This window comes from Streptomyces sp. SID3343, assembly GCF_009865215.1.
Classification (GTDB): domain Bacteria; phylum Actinomycetota; class Actinomycetes; order Streptomycetales; family Streptomycetaceae; genus Embleya.
On the sequence record NZ_WWJX01000998.1, the window covers coordinates 1 to 20,066 of the forward strand.

At 71.8% G+C, this 20,066-nt stretch carries 17 protein-coding genes and 2 pseudogenes; 9 read left to right on the top strand and 10 right to left on the bottom strand.

The features are described 5' to 3' along the window. On the bottom strand, positions 1 to 840 hold an 840-nt coding region (locus tag GT354_RS31320; RefSeq protein WP_161359753.1), incomplete at its 3' end, for an ABC transporter substrate-binding protein. 46 nt (positions 841 to 886) lie between these two features. Between GT354_RS31320 and GT354_RS31325 the strand changes: the two genes are divergently transcribed. The 3 genes from GT354_RS31325 to GT354_RS31335 all read left to right on the top strand — a co-directional run bounded on the left by GT354_RS31325 (position 887) and on the right by GT354_RS31335 (position 3,843). Beyond that, entirely contained in the window at positions 887 to 1,360 is a 474-nt protein-coding gene (locus tag GT354_RS31325) for a MarR family transcriptional regulator (RefSeq protein ID WP_237535655.1), read from the top strand. A gap of 228 nt (positions 1,361 to 1,588) precedes the next feature. Further along, positions 1,589 to 2,089, top strand: coding sequence for a hypothetical protein (locus GT354_RS31330; protein ID WP_161359755.1), 501 nt, complete (start codon positions 1,589 to 1,591; stop codon positions 2,087 to 2,089). A 425-nt stretch (positions 2,090 to 2,514) separates the two neighbouring features. After that, positions 2,515 to 3,843, top strand: coding sequence for a sulfite oxidase (locus tag GT354_RS31335; RefSeq protein WP_161359756.1), 1,329 nt, complete (start codon positions 2,515 to 2,517; stop codon positions 3,841 to 3,843). A 130-nt stretch (positions 3,844 to 3,973) separates the two neighbouring features. On the opposite strand, the gene GT354_RS31340 is transcribed toward GT354_RS31335, so the two are convergent. After that, positions 3,974 to 5,092 (bottom strand): chitinase, encoded by a 1,119-nt coding sequence (locus GT354_RS31340; RefSeq protein ID WP_161359757.1) that lies wholly within the window; start codon positions 5,090 to 5,092, stop codon positions 3,974 to 3,976. A gap of 426 nt (positions 5,093 to 5,518) precedes the next feature. Between GT354_RS31340 and GT354_RS31345 the strand changes: the two genes are divergently transcribed. Continuing rightward, a complete protein-coding gene (locus GT354_RS31345; protein ID WP_237535656.1) occupies positions 5,519 to 7,189 on the top strand; it encodes a glycoside hydrolase family 18 protein in 1,671 nt (556 codons plus the stop codon). 64 nt (positions 7,190 to 7,253) lie between these two features. Here the strand turns inward: GT354_RS31345 and GT354_RS31350 are convergent, their stop codons facing one another. Then, positions 7,254 to 8,288: an MsnO8 family LLM class oxidoreductase gene (locus GT354_RS31350; protein ID WP_161359759.1), complete on the bottom strand. Its 1,035-nt coding sequence runs from the start codon at positions 8,286 to 8,288 to the stop codon at positions 7,254 to 7,256. Between the two features lie 111 nt (positions 8,289 to 8,399). Continuing rightward, positions 8,400 to 9,602, bottom strand: a complete 1,203-nt coding sequence (locus GT354_RS31355) for a serine hydrolase domain-containing protein (protein WP_161359760.1) — start codon at positions 9,600 to 9,602, stop codon at positions 8,400 to 8,402. 745 nt (positions 9,603 to 10,347) lie between these two features. Here GT354_RS31355 and GT354_RS31360 point away from each other — a divergent pair. Together GT354_RS31360 and GT354_RS31365 are read left to right on the top strand one after the other, a co-directional pair. Then, positions 10,348 to 11,400, top strand: coding sequence for a LuxR C-terminal-related transcriptional regulator (locus GT354_RS31360; protein ID WP_161359761.1), 1,053 nt, complete (start codon positions 10,348 to 10,350; stop codon positions 11,398 to 11,400). Between the two features lie 96 nt (positions 11,401 to 11,496). Further along, the gene (locus GT354_RS31365) at positions 11,497 to 12,618 is read left to right on the top strand and encodes a class II histone deacetylase (protein WP_161359762.1); all 1,122 of its coding nucleotides are present in this window, start codon (positions 11,497 to 11,499) and stop codon (positions 12,616 to 12,618) included. An 83-nt stretch (positions 12,619 to 12,701) separates the two neighbouring features. Here the strand turns inward: GT354_RS31365 and GT354_RS31370 are convergent. From GT354_RS31370 to GT354_RS31385, 4 genes and pseudogenes are all read right to left on the bottom strand, one after another. Continuing rightward, positions 12,702 to 12,992 (bottom strand): annotated as a pseudogene (locus GT354_RS31370) (SAM-dependent methyltransferase); the annotation flags it as partial. Further along, positions 12,946 to 13,368, bottom strand: a complete 423-nt coding sequence (locus GT354_RS31375) for a DUF3040 domain-containing protein (protein ID WP_161359763.1) — start codon at positions 13,366 to 13,368, stop codon at positions 12,946 to 12,948. The pseudogene GT354_RS31370 and the gene GT354_RS31375, both read right to left, overlap by 47 nt. A 202-nt stretch (positions 13,369 to 13,570) precedes the next feature. Beyond that, entirely contained in the window at positions 13,571 to 14,008 is a 438-nt protein-coding gene (locus tag GT354_RS31380) for an SPW repeat protein (protein WP_346012262.1), read from the bottom strand. A gap of 77 nt (positions 14,009 to 14,085) precedes the next feature. Then, entirely contained in the window at positions 14,086 to 16,221 is a 2,136-nt protein-coding gene (locus GT354_RS31385; protein ID WP_346012263.1) for a translation factor GTPase family protein, read from the bottom strand. 428 nt (positions 16,222 to 16,649) lie between these two features. Here GT354_RS31385 and GT354_RS31390 point away from each other — a divergent pair, with 428 nt between their 5' ends. From GT354_RS31390 to GT354_RS54725, 3 genes and pseudogenes are all read left to right on the top strand, one after another. Next, on the top strand, positions 16,650 to 16,868 hold the full coding sequence (locus GT354_RS31390; protein WP_161359764.1) for a DUF5999 family protein: 219 nt from the start codon (positions 16,650 to 16,652) through the stop codon (positions 16,866 to 16,868). Then, positions 16,865 to 17,083, top strand: a pseudogene (locus GT354_RS55970) (hypothetical protein); the annotation flags it as partial. The gene GT354_RS31390 and the pseudogene GT354_RS55970, both read left to right, overlap by 4 nt. 55 nt (positions 17,084 to 17,138) lie before the next feature. Further along, positions 17,139 to 17,348, top strand: coding sequence for a hypothetical protein (locus GT354_RS54725; protein WP_346012264.1), 210 nt, complete (start codon positions 17,139 to 17,141; stop codon positions 17,346 to 17,348). Positions 17,349 to 17,630: 282 nt separating this feature from the next. Here GT354_RS54725 and GT354_RS31400 read toward each other — a convergent pair whose 3' ends face one another. Both GT354_RS31400 and GT354_RS31405 read right to left on the bottom strand, forming a co-directional pair. Then, the gene (locus GT354_RS31400) at positions 17,631 to 17,819 is read right to left on the bottom strand and encodes a hypothetical protein (RefSeq protein WP_161359765.1); all 189 of its coding nucleotides are present in this window, start codon (positions 17,817 to 17,819) and stop codon (positions 17,631 to 17,633) included. A gap of 99 nt (positions 17,820 to 17,918) precedes the next feature. Then, complete coding sequence (locus GT354_RS31405) at positions 17,919 to 20,024, bottom strand: ATP-binding protein (RefSeq protein ID WP_161359766.1); 2,106 nt, start codon at positions 20,022 to 20,024, stop codon at positions 17,919 to 17,921. Positions 20,025 to 20,066: the final 42 nt, after the last annotated feature.

Consider the following 20,066-nt stretch of genomic DNA (forward strand, 5'->3'; position numbering starts at 1 on the left):
CAACCGGCGGTCGTCGGCCAACGTCGCGAACGACTGCATGGACGCGTACATGCCGCCGGTGTCGTCGCCGCCGGCCGCGAGCAGCCCGTTCTCCTCCAGCGCCCCGGAGAGCCGAACCAGGCGGCGATCCAGGCCGGCCCGGCGCAGCGCCCGGTTGAAGTCGACGAGGTCACGGCCGATCAGGCTCAGCAGCAGGCCGTCGGGCCGGTGCGCGCGCAGGCCGTCCAGGAGCGGTTCGATCGTGGCGCGGACCGTGCCGAACGCGACCAACCGCTCGAACACGATCCGGCCCGGGGTGTCGGCGATCAGCCGCTCGGCGGCGCGGTGCATCGCGTGTGGCCAGATGTAGTCGTTGCCGATCAGCGCCCAGCGGCGCAGCCGGTGCCGCGCGGTGAGCGGGCCGACGGCGTCCCGCAGTTGGTGCGCGGGGTCGACGCCTGTGCAGACCACGCCGGGTAGGCGCGGTCCGCCCTCGTGCGGTGGCGTGAAGATGTAGGGCGTGCGCCCGGACACGGCGGCCTCGATCGCGCGGTGCACGTCGCTGGTGTGGAAGCCGACCAGGACGTCGACGGCCCCGGCGCCGCACAGCAGGTCCACCTCGGTCGCCACGTCGCCGGGCGGCCGGCCGGCGTCGATCAGGACCAACCCCAGGGAACGGGCGCCGAGCACGCCGGCGGCGTTGATCTCGTGGGCGGCGAGCAGCGCGGCGTCGACGGCGGAGGGGCCGGTGATGCCCAGCGCGCCGGATTGCGGCACGACGAGGCCCACTCGAAGCACGTGCGGGTCCCGCTCGGAGTGCAGCGCGTCGAGCGGATCGATCAGTCCTGCCTCGACGCTCACCCGGGCGAGTATGCTCCTGTCACCGCTTCGGGAAGGGGTGAACGTCATGGATGGCGGGGATTTCGCCGAAACCGCGGCCCCGGTTCCGGGGCACGTCACCCCGGAGCCCCTGCTGATCGAGCTGGTGACCCTGGCCCAGCGCCGGCTGACCCGCACACTGACGGTCGCGCTGAGCGAAGAGGACTGCACCTTCGACCAGTGGCTCGTCATGCGAACCCTGGCCGATGGCGGGAGTTCGGGCAAGTTGATGGGCGAGCTAGCGCACGAGTTGCTCATTCCGCACGCGAGCCTGACCAGGATCGTGGACGCGCTCGCCGACGCCGGGCGGCTCTATCGTCGACAGTCGAGCGAGGACCGTCGCCGGATCGCGGTGCACCTGTCCCGTCGCGGCCACGAGCGTCTGGAGCGGCTGAACGCCCTCGCGGCGGCCCACGAGGCCGCGGTGCGCGCATCGTGCGCGTCCGACGACCCGGGGCGCATCATCGAACACCTGGCCGGCCGGGTGCCGACCGGCGCCTGAGCGGTCCCGCGCTCCCTCGGCGAACGTCGGCGTGACCGGCCTCCTCGTGCAACCGGGGAGATGTCGTGGCCGAACCGGATTCTCCGGCATATCGCCCGTCGCGAAATCTTGTGAGGCGATACACGGGTGCGCTTTACTGAGCCCTGCGTTACGGGTGAGTCACACCCGGTGTACTTCGGTTCCTCCGTTCGGTTCGGGTCCGCACAACCCAGCAACCAGGAGTCAGGTATGTCGAAACGCACCAAGCTCGCCGCGCTCGCCTCCGTCGGTGCCCTTGCGGCGGTGGCCACGCTCAGCGGCAGCGCATCGGCGGGCGGCCCTTCCACGTCGCCCTACGACTGTGTCGACGCAAGGGGTGGACGGTTCACCGCCAAGGTCACCTATTCCACCGGCGGCAACCTGTTGAAAGTCAGCATCGGCCACCCGGTGCCGGTCAGCTTCGCGGCCAACACCATCAACACCACGGCCGTCTTCAACGGTCCCAGTGGCGCCGTGGTGTACGACGGCACGGTCAACCCGCCCTACACCGCCGGGACGCCCGTCCTCAACCTCGGTCCGATCCCGCGCGTGACGGGCAGCATCCTGCCCGGCCAGCCCCTGAACATCGTGCCGGCGACCGCTCCGCCGTCACCGACGAACTGGAGCCTGCGGGTGATCTTCCCGGGTGGTTACCCGGCGTGGTACTGCGGGACTCGCGTGCCGTTGAGCCCGCCGCTCGTGTACAACTGAGCAACTCCGCAGTGAAACGGGCGCGGAACGGCGAAGCACGACCTCGCCGTTCCGCGCCCGACCTGTCGCCGCCACTGTCTCGATCGGGGCGGTTCTTCCCCCGATTCGCCGGCGCCGGCGGGGCGTTGCCCCGTACAGTCTCGGTGTGATCCTCAGCCACTGCCGCCACAGCCGCCGCGCCTCGACGCGCGAAGCCGTGCCGCACTGTCGCTGTTGTTGATCCTCCCTCGCCGCACCCCTGCCGCGGCCCTGATACGCCGCTGAAGCACCCGTGCCGCGCCCGTGGCGCCGCCGCCGACGTTCTTGAATTCCCGCGTCTTTGGACGTCCCCGGTCGGCGCACAGCCCCGCCCACGCGCGCTCGTCGATGCCCCGTTGCGTTGACGCCCCGCCGAATCGATCCCCGCCAACCGGAAGCAGCGTTCGATGACACCGATCAGTGAGACCTCGTACGACCTCCGGCGCCGACGCCAGTGGCTCGCCGGCGCCGCGCGCGCCGACGGCGTGTCCCGGCGCGACCTGCTCACCCTCCTCGCCGCCGCGGGGGTGTTCACGGCGCTACCCGGCGCGCGGGCGCACGCCGCGACCACCGCGCCGAACGAGCCGGCCGCCGCGCCGACCACCACTTCGACCACCGCGCGGCCCGCCAAGGTGCTCGCGGCGCCCGGGATCGTCAAGCCGTTGCCTCCCGACGTGTTCACCATTCGGGGGACGAACGCCGAGACCAACTTCGCGGCCCTGCGCGGGACCGGCTACCACACGCCCGTCGAACGCTTCTTCGTCCGCAACCACACCGCCACCCCCGTGTTGTCCGCGCGGGACTGGCGGCTGCGCCTGTGGGGCAGCGGGTTGCGCGGCTTCGTCGACCACGCCGGGGCCGTCGAGCTCGACCTCGACGACCTGCGCCGGCTGCCCGCGGTGACGCACACCGCGGCCATCGAGTGTGCGGGCAACGGCCGTTCGTTCTTCACGTCCCAGCAGGGCGAGGCCGTGTCCGGTACCGCCTGGACGCTGGGCGCGATCGGGGTCGCGCGATGGCGTGGGGCCAGGCTCTCCGACGTGCTGCGCCGGGTCGGGGTGCGCCGGGACGCGGTGGACGTCATGCCGCGCGGGCTCGACGACGCCTACGTCAGCGCCGGCGTCGACCTCGGCCGCGTGCGGCGGCCGTTGCCGCTGAGCAAGGCGCTCGACGACGTGATCCTGGCGTACGAGATGAACGGCGAGCCGCTGACTCCCGACCACGGGGCGCCGGTTCGGGTGGTCGTGCCCTCGTGGGTGGGCATCGCGTCGATCAAGTGGGTCGGTGACATCGAGGTCAGCGCGCAACCCCTGTACTCACCCTGGAACACCGACTTCTACCGGCTGTTCGGGCCGGCGTACCCGGCGGGCGGCAGCGCCCCGCTCACCCGGCAGACGCTCAAGAGCGCCTTCGAACTGCCCGCCGGTGCCCGCTTCGCGCCGCGCGTGGGCCACCGGCTGCACGGTCGGTCCTGGTCGGGCGCGGGCGGCGTACGCCGGGTCGAGGTCAGTACGGACGGCGGCGCGTCCTGGCGCCCGGCCGACGTACGGGACGAACCGCGCCGCGACGGCTGGGTCCGCTGGAGTGTGGATTGGCGGCCCACGCGGCCCGGCTCCGTCGAACTGCTCGCCCGGGCCACCGACACGGCGGGCAACACCCAGCCGGAGCGCACCACGGCCAACGCCCAGGGCTACTTCTTCGACGCGGTCGTCCGGCATCCGGTGACCGTGGGCTGACCGCGCCCTCCGGCCGACCGGACCGCTGCGTGGCCGGTCGGCGAAACACCGCGGCCCCCCGTCCGCCGAAAGGCGAACGGGGGGCCTGCGCCCCGGACTTCGCTCTCTCGCGGAGACCGAAGCGGCGCTGTCAGCGGCCTTGGAGGGCCTTGACGTTGTTGCCGAAGGACCAGCTCTTCGAGCCGTCCCAGTTGACGGACCAGGTCATCAGCCCCTTGAGGTTGCCGCCGATGGCGTTCCACGCCTGGGTGACCTGCGGCGGAGGCATGTAGCCGCCGCCGGCGCCGGGTTGGGCCGGCAGGCCGGGTACCTGCTTGTCGTACGGCACCTTGATCGTGGTGCCCTGGACGACCAGCCCGCGGTTGAGGCAGTTGGTCTGCGCGGTGAACCCCGCGACCGTGCCGGCGGAATACGAGTCGCCGGAGCAGCCGTACATGTTCCCGTTGTAGTACTGCATGTTCAGCCACCACAGCCGGCCGTTGTCCGCGTACTTCTTCACGATCGGCAGGTAGGCGCCCCAGATCGAGCCGTAGACCACGCTGCCCCCGGTGACGTAGGCCGTCTCGGGTGCCATGGTCAGGCCGAAGTTCGGCGGCATCTGCGCGAGTACGCCGTCGATGATGTGCACGAGGTTGGCCTGCGAGGTCGAAAGCGTGTTGATGTTGCCGCCGCCGACGAGCCCGGTCTCGATGTCGATGTCGATGCCGTCGAAGTTGTACGCCTTGAGGATCGGCACCACCGTGGCGATGAACTTGTCGGCCACGGCCCGCGAGTTGAGGTCGATCCCGGCGGTCGCGCCGCCGATGGACATCAGGATGGTGAGGCCGGACGCCTTGGCCTGACACATTTCGGCCGGGGTGGCGACCTTGACCGTCGCGTCCATCCCGTCCTGCCACTGGACGGTGCCGTCGGAGAGGATGACCGGGAAGGCCGCGTTGACCACGTTGTAGCCGTGCGCGAGGATGCGGCCGTCGGTGATCGGGATCCAACCGAGCGGCGGGTGCACGCCGTTGACGGCGCCGTCCCAGTTCTCCCAGTAGCCCTGGAGCACCTTGCCCGCGGGCTTGGACTTGACCGGACACGTGGTCGGCGGCGGATCGGCGGCCGGCCGGGCGGCGACCGGCGAACTCGCCGCGACCGTGGGTGAGTCGGCTGTGCTCGATGCGTCGGGCGCCGCAGCGCCCAGTACCGGTACCGCGAAGGCCAGGGCCAGGGCGGCCCCCAGCAGACGTGATGTTCGACCCCTCATGCTCGAATCCCTTCGTGCGACGGTGCCGACGACGGCCCGGCCCGAGCGAGACGGGGCCGCGTGGCGAGGTTGGGTCGGGGCGGAAGGGACATCGTGGGGGACACGGATACCTCCCGGACTGCGACAGTCTGGAGCCTCACGTGGTGCGATTCACCAAGAACGTAAAGTCGGCCGGACCTGCGGTCAATAGGTCTGGACCAGATAGGTCTAAACCAAAGAGGTCTGAACCAACTTGCCGAAACATGCCTGATTGGTCCAGACCTATTGACAGCCCCGTTTCCGGACCGGTCAACTCGTCATCTCTTTCGTTCCCACGCACATCCATGTCCATCAGGCGCCGGGCACGTCCGGGAGGAACACCCGATGACACCACCAAGTCCCCACTCCCACCCACGCTTTGCCGACCGACGGAGAACGCCCCGTCGCATGCTCACCGCACTGTCCGCAATCGTCGCGGTGGTCTCGGCGAGCCTGATCGCGCTCGCCTCACCCGCGCGGGCCGACGCCGAACTCCTGGTGAACGGCGGCTTCGAGTCGGGCCTGTCCGGCTGGACCTGTAGCGGCGGCACCGGCAACGCGACCACCACTCCCGTGCACGCCGGCGCCGGCGCGCTCAAGGCCACCCCGGCCGGCGCCGACTACGCCCGCTGCGCCCAGACGGTCGCGGTACAGCCCAACTCCGACTACGCGGCGTCGGCTTGGGTGCAGGGCTCGTACATCTACTTCGGCGCCTCCGGTACCGGCACGTCCGACGTCTCGACGTGGACGTCGTCCGCCTCGACGTGGCAAAAGCTGGCCACCACGTTCCACACCGGCGCAGCCACCACGAGTGTCACCATCTACCTCAACGGCTGGTACGGACAGGCCGCCTACACTGCCGACGACGTCTCGCTGGTGGGCCCCGGCGGCACCGTCACGATCCCGGCCGTGCCGACCGGCCTCGCCGTCACCGCCACCACCGCGCGCAGCGTCTCGCTCGGATGGAACGCGGTCCCGGGCGCCACCGCCTACGACGTGTATCGCGCCGACACGAAGGTGGCCACCGTCACCGGCACTTCGGCCGACATACCCGGACTGACCCCGGAGACGGCGTACTCCTTCAGCGTCGCCGCGAGCAACAGCGCCGGAACCTCCGCGCGCACGGCCCCGATCGCCGCCACCACCGCACCGGACGGCCCCACCGGAGGCGACCCCACCGGTCTGCCCAAGCGGGTGATGACCGGCTACTGGCACAACTTCGTCAACGGCTCGACCGCGCTGCGCCTGCGCGACGTGCCCACGTCGTACAACCTGGTCGCGGTGGCCTTCGCCGAGGCCGATCGCACCCGCAACGGCGCGATCACCTTCGGCGTGGACCCGGGCCTGTCCACGGCCCTGGGCGGATACACCGACGCCGACCTCAAGGCCGACATCGTCACGATGCACGCCCGCGGCCAGAAGGTGATCCTGTCGGTCGGCGGCGAACTCGGCGCGGTGTGGGTCGGCGACGCCGCGTCCTCGACCACCTTCGGCACCACGGCCACCGCGCTGCTGCGCGAATACGGGTTCGACGGCATCGACATCGACCTGGAGAACGGCGTCAATCCCACCCACATGGCAAGCGCGCTGCGCGCGATCCGGGCGCAGGTCGGCCCGAGCCTGATCATCACGATGGCCCCGCAAACCCTGGACATGCAGTCGACCCAGGCGGCCTACTTCGTGCTCGCGCTGGGCATCAAGGACATCCTGACCATCGTCCACATGCAGTACTACAACTCCGGGACGATGATGGGCTGCGATCAGGGCCTGTACTCCCAGGGCAACGTGAACTTCATCACCGCGCAAGCCTGCATCCAACTCCAGAACGGGCTGCGCCCCGACCAGGTCTCCATCGGTGTGCCCGCGACCGGCCGCGCGGCCGGCAGCGGCTACGTGTCGCCGGGCGTGGTCAACAACGCGCTGGACTGCCTCGCCCTGGGCACCAACTGCGGCAGCTACCACCCCACCACCACCTGGCCGAACATTCGCGGCGCGATGACGTGGTCGGCCAACTGGGACGCCACCAACGGCTACGCGCTCGCCGGCTCCATCTCCGGCCACCTGCGCACCCTGCCCTGATCCTGCGATCACCCCACGGTCGGCGGCCGGGCGTCGACCGTGGGGTGATCGAGGCGAAACCCGATCACGCCGAGGACTCGGCGCGGACGCGGGGCGCCGTGCCGACGAGTTCGGCCAGGCGGCGAGTGGAGTCGGCGCGAGCGATGCGGTCGTGGGCGCCGGTGGTGATCAAAAGCTCGTCGGCGTCGGTGCGGGCCAACAGGCCGGCGATTCGTGGGGCGACGGTTTCCGCGGTGCCGAGGATCTGGTGGCGCATGGCCTCGTCGAAATGCTCCCGTTCGCGTGGGGTCATCGGGAGGCCGCGAATGTCCTCGGCCGGGATCAGCGGCGGAAACTCGCCCTTGGTGCGGGAGTACGCGGATGCCCACGCCTCGGGCGCGAGCAGGTCGTAGGCCGCCTGTTCGGTGTCCGCGACGGCGACCGCGGCGGCGACGACGACGTACGGGTGCGAGGCCCACGCCGACGGCCGGAAGGTGTCGCGGTAGCGGTCGATCGCGGCCGTCATGCGCTCGTCGCCGATCGCGGCGGCGACCACGAGCGGTACGCCCGCAGCCGCCGCGTGGCCGGCACCCGCACCGGTGGCCAGGACGAAGGGGGACGGACGCAGGCCCTCGGCGGGCTGCGCGTGCACCCCGGGGTGGGCGCTCTGGTCGCCGAGGAAGTAGCCCAGCAGTTCGGCCAGTCGGGCCGGGAAGTCCGCCGCCGCGTCCTTGCCCCGGCCGAGCGCGGCGCGGATGCCGTCGGTGAAACCGACCGACCGCCCCACGCCCATGTCGATCCGGCCCGGATACAGCGCTTCGAGCACACCGAACTGCTCGGCCACCACGAGTGGTTGATGGTTGGGCAGCATCACCCCGCCGGTGCCCACCCGGATGGATTCGGTCGCCGCGGCGATCGCGGCCGCGAGCACGGTCGGCGCCGATCCGGCGACGCCCGGCACGCTGTGGTGCTCCGCGACCCAGAAGCGGTGATACCCCAGGTTCTCCACGTGCCGAGCGAACGCCACGGCGTGCCGCAGCGCGTGCGAGGGATGCTCACCGCGCAGGGTGAGCGACCTGTCGAGAATCGAGAACCGGACACCCGGCGGCAGCGCGATCACACTCTTGCCAACACCCGTCGTGGCAGGTAATTCCCGGCGGCGGGAGTCGGCGGGGCGCCCTCGTCGAAACGGGACGGTGCCCGCTTGCGCAGCCGCACGGGCGAAGCCCGGCTAGGTCGCGCACAGAGCGTGATCGACCAGGACGCGGGTAGCGGCGTTGAGCCGGACCTGGTCCGGCGGCGCGCCGTTCGAGGTGATCGACAGCGCGACGACGCGGGATCCGTCGGAGGTGACCCCGGTTCGCACATAGGAACCGAAGCCGTCGCCCTCGTGATGCCAGTAGCCGCCGCCGCAGGTCAGCGGCACCCAGCGCAGCCCGAGTCCGTAGCCGCCCTGCGGCCACTCGGCGAGGTCGTCCGGGTCGTTCGAGCGCTCCACGGTGGTGCGCATCTCGGCGAGTTGGGCGGGCGGCAGCAGGCGCCCGGTGACCAGGGCCCGGAAGAACGTGTCGAGGTCGGCGGCGGTGGCGACGATGCCGGCGTCCGCGTCGTGCGCGAGACTCGCGTCGGTGACGTCGCGGCGGTTGCCGTCGGGGAAGTCCACCAGCACCTGATTGTGCGGACCGGGGAGAAACGGGTTGGCGCCGGGAACCGACGTGTCCCGCAAGCCCAGCGGCGCGATGATCCGATGCTCGACCTGTTCCCGCCAGGGCAGGCCGCCCGCCCGCTCGACGATCATCCCGGCGAGCACGTAATTGGTGTTCGAATACGCCCACTTCGGCCGCGCGCCGTCGGGCACGAAGGCCGGCGCGTGCCGCATCGCGACGGCGACCAGGTCGCGGGCGGGCCGGGTGTCGTAGCGCACGCTCTCGAAGTCGCGCAGGAGCGTGTCCTGGATCTCGGGATCCTCGACGTAGTCGAAGATGCCGCTCGTCTGCCGGAGCAGATCGCGCACGGTGACGCGGGCGCCGTCGTTGCCGTTGCCGGTGACGACCCCCGGCAGCCACCGCTCGACGGTGTCGTCGAGCGAGAGCCGCCCCTCCGCGACGAGTTGCAGCGCGACCGTCGCGGTGAACGTCTTCGTGGTGCTCGCGATCCGAAACCGGGCGTCCCACGGGACGGGCGTCCGGGTGCCGGCCACGGAGGTCCCCGACCTCCCCCGGACCACCCGATCACCCACCCGCACCTCGGCCGACAGGTTCACCGAGCCGCCCCCGACCGCGGCCACCGCACGCAGATCACCGCGCAACACCCGTTCGTCGTAGCGCCCACGAGGCGCGCCTCCCGCCGACGCCGACGCCGTGACCGCCACCAACGCCACCGAAACCGCCGCGGCCCCGACCGCCCACCGCCGCCCACCCGCTCGCCGACCCATGTCAACCTCCGTGTCACTCGTCCCGACCGGACAAGTCGACCAGCCGGCAGGCCCGTTCGACATCCGGCAGGCCCCCCCGAATCGTGGGCCTGGCCCCATTCCCATCGCTGCGTTGCGGCCCTGCCGCGAATCCGCAGCCCCGGCCGTGGCGAGCACAACCGGAACGGACGGACGAACCGGGACGACCGGCGCGTTCGACCCGATCGACCTCGTCACGATCCTGGAGGGAAGCACCCCCGGACCAGGACCGCCTGCCGCCCGACCGAGGACGACCGCACCCTCGAACCGGCAAGCCCGGACCCGACCCCACCCCGGCCGCCGACGACGGCGTGTTCGCATGGCTCGACTCCCGGCCGGAGCCACCGCTGCGGGCCGTGGCCTCTACCCCTGGGCGGCCACCCCGATGGTGTGCCCGCCGAACCGACGGACGTGCCGGTGGCCCGGGCGATTGCGCACCCGAACGAACCGGCGGGTGCGCTGCGCCCGTTGCGGCGTAGCCGACCGTCGGCGCACACGTGCGTACCGGACGTAGCCGTCCGTCGGCGCACACGTGCGTATCGGACGAGACCGCGACCGTGGACGCCGCGCGCGGACTTGGCGGGAAGCCTTGTGGGGTGGGTGTGGACGAGCTTATCGTTTGGGGTCAAATTATGTGTTCCGAGCAGGAGCACCACAGGCGCCCGCCTTCGTCCGGTTCGGCGCCCCGCTGCACGTCCTTCCCGAAGGCCCGGCCCTGGAGACTCGTATGGACAGACGGGAACTGTCGGCCGCGGTCGGGCTCGGGCTTGCGCTCGGGCGGGCCGAGGGGGCCGACTGGGTGCGTGCGCTCGATGCCCTGAGCTGCGCGATCCCCTCGGTCGGGGCCGTGCAGGTGTGCGGCTGGGATCCGGTGGCGGACCGATTCGTGGTCGTCGCCGAGCGTGGGTACCGACGGGAGGTGTCGGCCGACCTGAGCGCGATGCCCCGGACGCGCTGGGGGCGCAGGCTGGTCGAGGCCACTCGTCCGCTCCTGATGGACGACGACCTCGACTTCCGGGCCTCGCCGCACTTTCGCGAGTGGCTCCAACCCGCCGGCTTCGACGACGGGCTCTCCGCGTGCCTGCGTGCGGAGGACGGACGTACCGTCGGCCTGATCCACATGAGCGCCGTCCGCGGCCACGCCTTCGGCGAATCCGCTCGCGCGTTCGTCGCCGAGGTGGGCCGCACGCTCGCCCCGCAGGTCGACCCGCAGCACTACCCGCACGTCGACGCCCAGCTGACCGGCGACTGGTCGGGCAGCCGGCTCACCGAGCGCGGCCAGGTGCTCGCGCTGTCCGGCCGGGCCGCGAGCCCGCTGCCGGCCGACCCGCGATTCACCGAACTGGCCCACCGGTTCGCGCGCCTGCGCCGGCCCCCGTTGGCCTTCCTGTGGCCGCGCGGCCGCGGCTGGGAGCAGGGCCTGCTGATGGATGCCGGCCGCGCCGGCAACCGGGTCGGCACGCTGGTGTTCTCCCGGCCCCACCCGAACGAGAACCGCCTGACGGACCGCGAACTGCACGTACTGACCGCCATCGTCAACGGCACGAGCAACCCGGTGATCGCCGAACGACTGGCGATCGGGCGGCGCACCGTGGAGACCTACGTCGAACGCCTTTTGGACAAGCTCGGGTGCGCGTCCCGCAGCGAACTGGCCGCCGTCGCCGTGCGCGTGGGCCTGCTCCTCCCGAGCGCCGAACCCGGGAGCCTGGGCGACGTCGCCGCGCTGTGCCGGGGGCCGCGCCCGCACCTGCCCTTCCCCGGCCCGCGCCGGAGTCCGTGAACTCACGGACCCGCCGGGCCCACCGCCGAGCGCACGCTGTCTGTCCTGACGCACTCGGACCGGCCGAATGCGCACGGGAGTTCACCCGGAGGTCGAATGAGCACGGGCTACGTCTACCACGAGATGTTCGCTTGGCACGACACCGGCACGAGCGCCGGCCTGTTCCGCTCGGACCCCCGGGCCGGCGTTCAGCCGCTGATCCACTTCGAGAACTCCGAGACCAAGCGGCGCATCCACGAACTGATCGTGGTCTCCGGCCTGATCGACCACCTCACCCGGATCGCGCCGCGGCCGGCCACCGAGGACGAGATCCTGCGCGTCCACGACCGGGCCCACCTGGAGCGGATCAAGGCCGAGAGCGAGCGGCCCGGGGGCGGCGACGCCGGTGACGGCCTGTCCCCGTTCGGGCAGGGTGCGTACGACATCGCGGCGTTGGCCGCGGGCGGCGCGATCGAGGCCGTCGACGCGGTGCTCGCCGGGCGGGTGGACAACGCGTACGCTCTCGTGCGGCCCCCGGGCCACCACGCGGAGCCGGCGACGGGGATGGGGTTTTGCCTGTTCGGCAATCTCGCCATCGCGGCCCATCACGCGATGCACGTGTACGGCCTGGAGCGCATCGCCGTCGTCGACTGGGACGTGCACCACGGCAACGGCACGCAAAAGGCGTTCTACGACGACCCGCGCGTGCTGACGATCTCGTTGCACCAGGACGAGCTGTTCCCGCCCCGCAGCGGCTACCGCTCCGAGCGTGGCGAGGGCGCGGGCCGCGGCTACGCGCTCAACGTGCCACTGCCGCCCGGCACGGGAGACGGCGGCTACCTGTACGCCATGGACCGGGCCGTGGTGCCGGCGCTGACCCGCTTCCGGCCCGAACTGATCCTGGTGGCCTCGGGGTTCGACGCGGCGGCGATGGATCCGCTGGGCCGGCAACTGCTGACGTCCGAGGGCTATCGGGCGCTCACCGGCCGGCTGCTCGACGTCGCGGCGCAGAGCTGCGGCGGTCGGCTGGCGATGTCCCACGAGGGCGGCTACAACCCGGCCCACGTACCGTTCTGCGGCCTCGCGGTGATCGGTGCGCTCGCCCGAGTGCCCACCATCGAGGACCCGTTCCAGGCCGTCGTCGGCGCGCAGGGGGGACACGACCTCGCGCCGCACCAGCGCGAGGTGATCGACCTGGCGGCCGTTGCGGCGAGCGACGGGGCGCGGTCCGAGCGCTGACCGGGCCCGGGGGGAGGGCCGGCGGCGTGGTCGGATCTTGCGGGCCACGCCGCCGTACAACCACACCAGGTCGGGTCGTACTCGCCCGCCTCGCGCGAATCGGGGCGCCACCGGGGCAGGTTCACCAGCCCGGGATCGAGCAACTCGAAGCCCGCGAACAACCGCTCGACCTCCGCGTGCGAGCGCAGCACGACCGGCGCGGTCGCCCGGTCGTACACCTGCGCGCCACTGCTCGCGCGCGCCGGGTCGAAGTCGGCGGAGGCGTGCGAGAGCACCAGGTAGCTGCCGGTGGGCAACGCGTCGTCGGCGCAGCCCAGGGGAATCCGGTCACAGACCCGGTCGCCTCCTTCGGCGCACCGGCCACCGGTTTCCACGGTTGCGGAACCCCGGTCGGCGGGACGGGAACCGCCGTCTGCGGGCGGGCGCCGTCCAGGATTCGTCCAGCGCGCGGGCGCGGAGCCAGACGGCGACGGCGCACGACGTGAGGGCCCACGCGCACAGGGCGACCACCACGAGGACCGGTGCGGCCGTGCGGATCGCGGCGGCCTGCGTGCCCGTGGCCAGGACGGCCAGTGCGATCGCCGAGCCGCCCAGGACTCGGTGTGCGGTCGGTCGGGAGGCGGTACGGGCGGCATCGAACCTGCCGCACAGTCGGCTGAGGCGTTTGTCCCGAGCGAGCGACTCCTCGATCTGTCCGAGGACGCGCTGCTCCTGGTCGGAGAGCGGACGGCCGCCGTCTTTCGTGGTCATCGAAAAGCACCTCCCCGGCATCATGACGCCGGGTGACGATCGGGGTCGACGACCGGAGCGGTGCGCCCCGCACGACCGCGGGCGACGATGCGGCGAGCTTCGCTTGCCGGTGAATCGTCGTCCGCGGGGGAGCGGTGATCCGTTCCGCGTGCTGTCCGGTGCTGCTGCATTCCGGTCGGCCCGGTCGGTATTCGGGACCCTGTCACACGCGGCGACGCCCGGCGACTCCCATCCCGGCGAGGGCCAAGGCCGCCAGACACGTGACCCCACCGACGATCACGTTGCTGGTGATGGTGCGTGTGGTGTCGACTGCTCCCGACACCACCCAGGGTGCGACGATCGTCCAGGCGCCCAGGCACAGGGCCGCCCAGCTCATCGCGTGTGTTCGTTCGTACGCCGCCGAGCCCAGGCCGCCGAGCAGCAGCGCGATGGCAAGGCCGGTGATCAGGTTGTTGACCCGCAGGGTCGTGAAGCCCTCGAAGCCCACGATCCACGGGGACGCGGCCAGATACACGCCGCACAGGATGCCCAGTGCCTCGGCCATTTGCGCGACCGGATTGGCGGCGGCCCGTTCGGAGTGATCACGCAGGGCCATGATGTCCGGATGTTGTTCGATGCGAGACGACGTTGACGCGCTCACGCTCGTCACCCTCTTTCGGCTGATCGAGTCTCACTCCATTGGTATCCGCCACAAGGTGGATGAATCGTTCGCAAACGCTATTTTCTTCCCTTATTCCCGCGCGGCTGCTCATTCTCCCGGGGCCTCGGGGCCGCCTCGGGCGTGACGGAGTGGGCGACGGGCGTTCCCCGGTGGGCGGTGCCGGTGTCGTCCGCGCGAGCGAGGTTGCGGTCGGCGAGAAACCGCAGGTACGCGTCGCGGTCGAGGGGATTGCCGTCGAGGCGTTCGCGGAGCGGGATCGGGCCGTGTACCGGTCGACTTCCGCCGGGTTGCGACCACACGGTGCCTTCGCCGTGGGTCAGTCCGGGCAACGCCCTGGTCAACTCCGGGAGCACTCGGGCCGGCAGGTCGGCGCCGACCAACCACGACGCGGCGTTCTCCTCCACCGATCCGGTGACATCGGCGCCGATGGTGCCGAGGAACCCGACGACCGGGCCGAGCGCGTCCGCGGGGACCTCGATCTCCGCCGACTGGCACGACTCGTGGACGCGGGTACCGGCCACCTTGAGCGCCCGCATGAGGACCAGCGGCGTGAGGTTGCGGAAATCGGCGGCCGTACTGGCGGGCGATCGGTAGCGGGCGCGGACCAGGGTGACCGTACAGTCGGTCACTTCCCAGCCGTAGAGCCCCTGTTGCAGGGTGTGCCGCGCCGATTCCTCGATCGCCCGGTGAAAGGCCCGGGGCAGCGCGCCCCATTCGACGTCGCGCACGAAGCCGACCCCGGATCCGGCCGCGGCCGGCTCGACGCGCAGCCCGACGGTCGCCCAGAAGTCGTGCGCGCCGCGCCGATCCATCTCGGTCAGCGCCTCCCCCACTCCGGTGGGCCGTTCGAAGCACACCGGCGTGACCGGGTCGAAGGCCGCTTCGACCCCGAAGTCGCGCAGCAACCGGGCGGCGATCACCTCCCGTTGGACCTCGCCGTACAGCAACACGGAGGTGGTACCGCCACCGGCCGGTCGGGTTCGGATCAGCGGGTCCTCGTCGGCGAGGGCGGTCAGGGCGGCGTGCAGCCGCGCTTCCTGGCCGGGCCGGTACGGCCGGACGACCGTCTCCAGACTCGGTGGAGGGAAATGGACGTGCCCGGTCGGTCGAGTCGCCGCCCCCAGCCGGTCGCCGACCCGGATCCCGGGGAACCCTCGAAGTCTGGCGATGCTGCCCGCGTCCAGTCGCCGGGAGCCTGCGGTCCCGCCATGCCTCGGATCCGCTCCCGCGGTGCGCTCGGGACCGCCCACGACGTCGAGTCCGGTGATCCTGCCGGTGACTTCGCTGCTGTCTCCGCCGGCGTTCGTGCGGTGGAAGGTGACGCGTTGCCGCTCACCCACACGCCCGGAGAACAATCTGAGGTAGGCGACCTTCTCTCGGTCGGCGGTCCGCTCGATGGCGAACACGATGCCGGAGGCCGGCGACCGCCGGTCCGATACGGGCGGCCGAAGGAAAGACGCGATCCCGGCGGTGAGTTCCCCGGTGCCCTCGCCCGTCAACGCCGATCCGAAGAAGACCGGGTGCACCAGACCGGCGGCCGTCTGCGCCGTCAACAAATCCTCAAGCTCGGGTACCGAAGGGGGTGAGCCGTCGACGAGGCGGGCGAGCAGTGTGTCGTCGTTCTCGGCGAGGATCTCCGCGGTCCGAGCGCGCACATCGGCTCGGGAGAGCGGCGAAGGCACTGCCCGTGCGGCGACCGTGCCCGGATCCGTCACGGTGCTCAGCGGGACGATGTACGGGGCGAGTTTGCTCCGGATGTCGGCGAGCAGGCTCTCGGGACGCGCGCCCGCCCGGTCGATCTTGTTGACGAAGATCAGGGTGGGCAGCCGCATCCTGCGCAGCGAGCGCAGCAGTACGCGCGTCTGCGCCTGGACGCCCTCGACGGCGGACAGCACGAGCACGGCCCCGTCCAACACCGACAGGGCGCGCTCGACTTCCGCGATGAAGTCGGGGTGACCGGGAGTGTCGACGAGGTTGACCCGGAGGTTGCCCGTGACGAACGTGGCCACCGCGGAGCGAATCGTGATGCCGCGCTCGCGCTCCAGGTCGCCGCTGTCCGTGCGGGTGTTGCCGGCGTCGACGCTGCCGAGTTCGGGGACGGCCCCGTTGTCGAACAGCAAACGCTCGGTGAGACTGGTCTTACCGGCGTCGATGTGGGCCAGAATGCCGAGATTCAAGGTCTGGTCGGGCACGAGGATCCTCGGGAGTGGGGAAGCGGGTACACAGCAACTCGACTGCTCCGAGGCGACGCCGCATCTCGTACTCCCTGCTCTCGAACCGTCGTCGGCCCATCCGGTCGGACGGCCGCCCGACGGGCGTGATCAACCGTCGAAAGCTACCCCGAGTGGCACCGACAACGACACCGAATATCGCCCCGTGACCACGGCCGATGCGGCTGCACCGGGTGACACGGGCGCGGTACGGGGCTGTTCGACCACATCGTTCCGGGCCCGCGCCGCCCGTGAACCGGGCTTCGGGGAGGGCCGATTCGGGGCCGTGGCCTCATTCGTCCGGGACACCCGGGAGCGCAGGGCGAGTACATCGATCGTCAGGTGACACAACGCGGGACCGGACGGACTCGCGGCCACCGGATGGCACCTCCTTCGAAAGGACCAGGATCATGTGCCGGCACGTCCCTCCCTGTCCCGACTCGGCGGCCCCCGACCACTTGGCCGCCCAGGTGCTCAGCAGTCATCCCGAACAGGGTTGGAGCCTGCTGTGCAACGGCGTCGTGGTCTTCGACGACACCGGCGCGCTGCTGCCCGACGGCGCCGTGGAGCCGCCGCACCGACTGACCGTGGTACTCGTCCCGCGTGAAAGGGGCCGCGCCGTGGTGTGAAGCCGCCCCCGGGCGCGATTTGCCGGGGGTACGGGGGAGATCGGGGCCTCACCTACCTGGAGCAATACCCGTACGGCGCCCGGCACATCGAGATCCGGATCCTTGCCGACGCGCACGGCGACGTGGTGCGCCTCGGCGAGCGCGACTGCTCGGTACAACGCAGGCACCAAAAGCTCGTCGAGGAGTCACCGGCACCCCGGCTGCCCGCCGGCCTCGCGGACCGGCTCGCCGCGTGGGCGGTGGCCGGGGCCCGGGCCGCGGGCTACCGGGGTGCCAGACTCGCTGCTCGCCGAGGTGGTCCCGTGGGGGCAGGGCCGCGACCAGGCGCCGGCCCGGATGCGCCGCGCGCTGCGCGAACTGCGGGTCGTGGGGCCGGGGATGCACACTACCGCGCCGCTGCTCGCCGAGATCCTGGACGAGCCGGACTTCGTCGCCGGTCGACACGACACGACGCTGCTCGATCGCCGCGCCCAGTCGTGAACACCCCGAAGCCGTGAGCGTCGCCGGCTCGATCGCCGCTCCCGCCCCCTCACGGATCGGCACGTCGGCGCTCCCCCCGGTGCGCCACCCCGGCGCCCGTCCTCATGGACGCACACGACGGTGCCGCCGCCGACGTCGCCCGCCACCCACTTCGCCCGCCACCGACTCCAACGCCACCGACTCCACACACGTCGGTGCCCCCGCCGGTTCGACCGGCGGGGGCACTGGCTTTTTCACGCGCCTGCGGATCCGTCGACGTGGCGGGGCCCGGAGACGAGCCGGTCAACACACCACGTTCGGCGGTTTGCACCGGGTGTTCTGCGAGTCCGGTTGCATCGGTTCGGCCGGAACGGGGTGTTTGCCGTCCGGGCTCCGGTGCCGCCTGACCCACGGGACGATCGCCAGGAGCGTGGCCACGAGACCGGCCACGGCGACCTTCGGGGAGTTGGCGCGGCGGGGTTCGGGTGTCATTTCTGGTGCCTCCGTCGGGCGAGGTGCGAAACGATGATCAAGACGATCACCGCTCCACCAATCTCGCTCGCCCCTGGTCCCGGACACATCCGGCCGAGGTCACGGGTCGGTCCCGGGCAGATCCGGGGCATCGGTCCCGGTTTCGTCCCGGGCCTCGATCGTCGGCCGCGGCAGGACGGCCCGTACCAGCGTGCCGCGCTCGCCGGTGCCCACCGTGAAGGTGCCGCCCAGTTCCTCGGCCCGCTCGGCCATCGACCGCATGCCGATCCCGTGCGCGGTCCGGTCCGAGTCGGCGGGGCGACCGCGGCCGTCGTCGGAGATCTCGACCGTGACGTCGGCCGCGCGGACTCGCACCGTGAGCGCGGCGTGCGCGGCCCGCGCATGGCGCACGACGTTGTTCAGCGCCTCGCCGCCGATCCGGTACACGGCCACCTCCACCGCGGCCGGCAGCGCCGGCAGCGGATCGGGGTCGACCTCGACCCGGATCAGCGGACCCGATCCGGTCCGACCGTCGAGCCGGGCCGCCGACTCGCGCAGCGCGCCGGCCAGACCCATCCGGTCGAGCGCGGCCGGGGCCAGGCCCTCGGTGATCCGGCGCAACTCGACGATCGCCTCCCCGATTCCCTCGGACGCGACTGCGAGCGTCCCCTCGGCCGGGGTGCCGGCCGGTACGCAGGCACGGGCGGTGTCCACCTGCAGGCGGGTGCCGGACAGCGCCGGTCCGAGCCCGTCGTGCAGGTCGTGGCGCAGGCGCCGACGCTCCTCCTCGCGCGCGAGCACGATCCGCTCCCGGCTCTCCTGAAGGTCTTCGTACAGTCGCAACGAAGCGATGGCCGGCGCCGCCTGGTCGGCCAGGAAGCGCAGCACCTCGACGTCCTGCCGGTCGAGCACGTCCTCGCCGGGACGCGGCGGCGCCGACAGTCGGCCGATGACCACGCCTTCGTAGGTGAGTGGGAAGGCAGCGCCACCGGCGCCGCCGGTGCCGACCCGGGCGAGTTCGCGGGTGCCCCGCCGGGTGTCGACCACGACGCTCGCGCCGGGCAGGTGCAGGGCGCGTACGACGGTCTCGCACAGCAGCGCGGGCGCCGCGCCGGGTACGACGGCTCGACTCAGCCGTGTCGCCAGGTCACGCACCACCTGATAGGGGCGGGCCCGTTCGCCGTAGTAGAAGCGGTCGACCACGTGCATCGCCCACGTCACGGTGGGGCGGATCAGGATGCCGATCGCGAGCGCCCCGCCGGCCAGAACCACGGCGCCGGTGGAGCGGGCGCCGGGCAGGAACCCGGCGAGCCCCGCCGCGACCGCGAACCAGCCCGCGATCAGCACGGCGGCCAGTCCGAACGTGGCCAGCATCCGCCGGGTCGACCGGTCCAGATGCCACTCGCGGTCCCGCGCGAAGGCGTACGCGAAGGTCACCGGCCACGTCAGCGAACTCGCGTACAGCAGCGCGTCGTAGGTACCGGGCGAGACGTCGAGTCGGTAGCCGCCGAAGACCACCGCGAGCCACGCCAGGTAGGGCAGCAGCGGGACGAGCCGCATCGGGTGCGGGCCGGGGGAGCGCACCCAGTGCACGGTCATCACGACCAGGCTCGTCAGCACGACGAGCGGTGGGACGAGATCCTGCTGCGCGGTCACCCCTTGCCGCAGCCAGTGCAGCACCTCGGGCCAGACGCCGTGTCGAAGGAAGCTGGGCACGTGGTAGAACTCGGATTCGGCCAGGTCGTCGTAGGCGTGCACGACGCTCCAACCGGCCACCGCGACCGCGTATACGCGCACCGGCCCGCGCGGCAGCCGACCCTGTGGAAGCCACAACGGCAGGGCGTACATCGCGAAGAGGTACACCACGTCGCAGACGAGAACGAGCACGATGGCGATCGTGGCCCACGGGTTTCCGACCCCGGCGAAAGCCGCGGCCATCAGCACCGCGCGCCCCAGGGTCTGGGTCAAGCCGGTCCACAGCAGCAGCCAGCCCAGGCCCAGGCCCGATCGGTGGGCGATCACGAACAGCCCGGCCAGCGCGAAGCCGATGCCGAGCAGGATCAGCACACCGTTGCGGGCCGGCGTCGGTGCCAGCCGGGCGTCGCTCATGTGTGTCACCAGGAGCACCAGGGCGACGAGACCGGCGAGCAGCGCGCCGCCGCACACCAGGTAGGCCCGGTCGAGGCTCGGGCGTGCTTCGGTCGTGTGCGCGGGGGGTGTGCGCATGGGACCTCCTCACGTGACGCCTTCGCGGACGAGCGGGGCCCG

What these genes read in the sequence shown, in the direction of transcription:
- GT354_RS31340 (WP_161359757.1), bottom strand. Translation starts at nt 5,092, where the DNA reads ATGAGGGGTCGAACATCACGTCTGCTGGGGGCCGCCCTGGCCCTGGCC.
- GT354_RS31355 (WP_161359760.1), bottom strand. Translation starts at nt 9,602, where the DNA reads ATGGGTCGGCGAGCGGGTGGGCGGCGGTGGGCGGTCGGGGCCGCGGCG.
- GT354_RS31325 (WP_237535655.1), top strand. Translation starts at nt 887, where the DNA reads ATGGATGGCGGGGATTTCGCCGAAACCGCGGCCCCGGTTCCGGGGCAC.
- GT354_RS31375 (WP_161359763.1), bottom strand. Translation starts at nt 13,368, where the DNA reads ATGACCACGAAAGACGGCGGCCGTCCGCTCTCCGACCAGGAGCAGCGC.
- GT354_RS31390 (WP_161359764.1), top strand. Translation starts at nt 16,650, where the DNA reads ATGTGCCGGCACGTCCCTCCCTGTCCCGACTCGGCGGCCCCCGACCAC.
- GT354_RS31360 (WP_161359761.1), top strand. Translation starts at nt 10,348, where the DNA reads ATGGACAGACGGGAACTGTCGGCCGCGGTCGGGCTCGGGCTTGCGCTC.
- GT354_RS31365 (WP_161359762.1), top strand. Translation starts at nt 11,497, where the DNA reads ATGAGCACGGGCTACGTCTACCACGAGATGTTCGCTTGGCACGACACC.
- GT354_RS31405 (WP_161359766.1), bottom strand. Translation starts at nt 20,024, where the DNA reads ATGCGCACACCCCCCGCGCACACGACCGAAGCACGCCCGAGCCTCGAC.
- GT354_RS31345 (WP_237535656.1), top strand. Translation starts at nt 5,519, where the DNA reads ATGCTCACCGCACTGTCCGCAATCGTCGCGGTGGTCTCGGCGAGCCTG.
- GT354_RS31330 (WP_161359755.1), top strand. Translation starts at nt 1,589, where the DNA reads ATGTCGAAACGCACCAAGCTCGCCGCGCTCGCCTCCGTCGGTGCCCTT.
- GT354_RS31400 (WP_161359765.1), bottom strand. Translation starts at nt 17,819, where the DNA reads ATGACACCCGAACCCCGCCGCGCCAACTCCCCGAAGGTCGCCGTGGCC.
- GT354_RS31335 (WP_161359756.1), top strand. Translation starts at nt 2,515, where the DNA reads ATGACACCGATCAGTGAGACCTCGTACGACCTCCGGCGCCGACGCCAG.